The sequence below is a fragment of the Frankia nepalensis genome, assembly GCF_016786325.1.
In the GTDB taxonomy this organism is placed as follows: Bacteria; Actinomycetota; Actinomycetes; order Frankiales; family Frankiaceae; genus Pseudofrankia; species Pseudofrankia nepalensis.
The window spans coordinates 1-2,552 of the sequence record NZ_JADWYU010000318.1 but is presented as its reverse complement, the minus strand read 5'-3'; the positions used below and the strand labels follow the sequence as shown (position 1 = coordinate 2,552).

Annotated in this window: 3 protein-coding genes; all 3 read right to left on the bottom strand. The window is 68.3% G+C overall.

The features are described 5' to 3' along the window. On the bottom strand, positions 1-296 hold a 296-nt coding region (locus tag I6A81_RS40900), incomplete at its 3' end, for an SDR family NAD(P)-dependent oxidoreductase (RefSeq protein ID WP_203008273.1). Beyond that, complete coding sequence (locus tag I6A81_RS40895; protein ID WP_203008272.1) at positions 293-1,036, bottom strand: SDR family NAD(P)-dependent oxidoreductase; 744 nt, start codon at positions 1,034-1,036, stop codon at positions 293-295. The genes I6A81_RS40895 and I6A81_RS40900, both read right to left, overlap by 4 nt. 127 nt (positions 1,037-1,163) lie before the next feature. Next, the gene (locus tag I6A81_RS40890) at positions 1,164-2,348 is read right to left on the bottom strand and encodes a cytochrome P450 (RefSeq protein WP_203008271.1); all 1,185 of its coding nucleotides are present in this window, start codon (positions 2,346-2,348) and stop codon (positions 1,164-1,166) included. Positions 2,349-2,552: the final 204 nt, after the last annotated feature.

Below are 2,552 nucleotides of genomic sequence, written 5' to 3'. Positions count from 1 at the left end.
GTCTCCGCGCCGCCGGCGCAGTTGACCAGGATGTCGAGCCGGCCGAACTCGGCAAGGGTGCCGTCGACGATCCGCTGGCACTCTTCGGGCTTGGTGACATCAGCCGGCAGGGCTAGAGCGCGGCGGCCCAAGGCCTCGATTTCCTTGGCGGTCGACTCCAGCGGCTCCGCGCGTCGCGCCGAGAGCACCACATCGGCGCCGTACTCGGCCAACGCCAAGGCCGAACCCCGACCGATCCCGGTCCCGCCGCCGGTGACGACCGCGACGCGACCCTCGAGCGAGAATCTGTCACTCACAGAATGGCTCCTCCGTTTGCGGCGATGACCTGCCCGGTGATGTAGCCCGCTGCCTCCGAGCACAGGAAGGCGCAGGTCGCGGCGATGTCGTCGGGCGTGCCTATCCGGCCAGCGGGGATCATCCGGGCGATGCGCTCGGTCTTCGGGAGATTCCGGCTGCTCTGCTGGCCGCGCAGCGACGGAGTGTCCACCGCAAATGGCGGGATGGTGTTGGCGGTGATACCGCGGGCGGCGTACTCGAGCGCGACGGCCTTGGTGAGAGCTATCACGCCGCCCTTCGTCGCCGAGTAGTGACCTTGGCGGGCCGTGCCGGTCTGCCCTGCCGCGGACGAGATCGTCACGACGCGGCCCCAGCCGGCCGCGACCATGTCCTCGATCGCGGACTGGACGCAGTGGAAGGTGCCGGTCAGGTTCACCGCCAGGTAGCGGTTCCACAGGTCGACGGTGATTTCCTCAAAGGGAGTGAACCCGGAGATCGCCGCGCTGGTCACGACGATCTGCACGGGCCCGAACTCGGCCCGCACCCGGTCGAAAGCCGCGTCGACCGACGCGCGGTCCGAGACGTCGACCTCGACCGCCATCGCCTGCGCGCCGGCGGCGCGCAGGCCCTGCGCAGTGTCCTTGGCAGCGGCCCCGTTCAGGTCGAGAACCGCCACCCGCCGGTCTGCGCCGGCCAAGTGCTGGCAGATCGCCAGACCCAGTCCGGACGCGCCACCCGTCACGACAGCTACCCGTGTCATACAGGTCGCTCCATTCTCAACCGGCCCAACACCGACTGGCATGGGCAGAAAGACAAGCGGCCGCCGCGCGATCCGCTGTCACGTGGACTCGTTCGCTCAGCCGACCGCGGGACATTGACTTTCCCCGTCAGAAGGTGATGGGCAGCTTCGCGTAGCCGCGGACCGTACTGGTGTGCAGGCGGACAGTGTTCGCGTGGTCGACGTCCCAGGTCGGGAAGCGGCGCACGGTTTCCTCGATTGCCACCCGGCTTTCGAGGCGGGCCAGGCCCGCGCCGAGACAGAAGTGGATCCCGTGGCCGAACGACACGTGGCTGTCAAACTCGCGGTAGATGTCGTAACGGTCCGGGTCGGGATACTTGCGCTCGTCTCGTCCGGCGGACGCGGTGAGCAGCAGGACCTTCGACCCAGCCGGGATGGTGGTGCCGTGCAGCTCGACGTCCCGCTTGGTCATCCGTCCCTGGACGGGGGACGGCGCCTCGTAGCGCAGCGTCTCCTCGAGCGTGTTCCTGATCAGCGACGGGTTGGCGACGAGCTCAGCGCGCGCCTTGGGATGTTCGGCCAGCAGCGCGCCCGCCCAGCCGAGAAGGCGGGCCACCGTCTCCGTGCCGGCGCTCACCAGCAGGTTGGTGAAGTCGGCGGCCTCCGAGGTAGAGAGCCGACGGGTACCGCCCTCGCCCTGCACCTCGGCCTGGATCAGGGCTGTCATCATGTCGTCGCGTGGGTTTCGGCGCCGCGCCTCGAGCTGCTCGGAGAAGTACGTGTGCAGCTTGATCCGGGCGGCGAAGGCGACATCGTTGATCATCCCCTTCTCGTCGTCGATGTAGAGCGCCTCGTCGATCGCGTGCCGGATCTCCTCGCGGTCGGCGGGGTCGACGCCGATCAGCTCGGAGATCACCGTCGAGGGCAGCAGGGCCGCGAAGTCCTGGACGTAGTCAAAACCGCCGGAGCCGACCCTGTCGTCGAGCAGCCCGGCGGCGATCCGGCGGACCGTGCCCTCCATCCCCCCGATTCGCCGCGGTGTGAAGGCCCTCGAGACGAGCACCCGCATCGTCGTGTGCGTCGGCGGATCCATGAAAATCATCTGACCGACGTTCATCGGCTCAGGCCCCATCAGCTCCAGCACCGTGCCGTGCGCCGAGCTGAACGTCACCGGGTCGAGGTGCGCCCCGTCGACATCCGTATGCCGGGACAACGCGTAGAAGTCGAACCTGTCGTTGCGGTATACCGGTGCCTCGTCGCGCATCCGGCGCCACACCGGATACGGGTCGACGTCGATCACCTTGTCGAACGGATCCCAGTAGAGATCCTTCATGGACTCCGGCTCCCTAAAGTAAGGCCCACCCGGCCGCCGCGACTTCTCGGAATCGGGCACGCACAGACCGATACGGGACACAGCCGTGACAGTGATGGCCGGAGGCGCGCCGAGCCGCCTGGACGGAGTGGACCCTGATCACGCTGATCTGCTGATGAGGGTGGGCATGGAGTCCCATCCCCGGACCGTCGAGGTGGGCGCGCG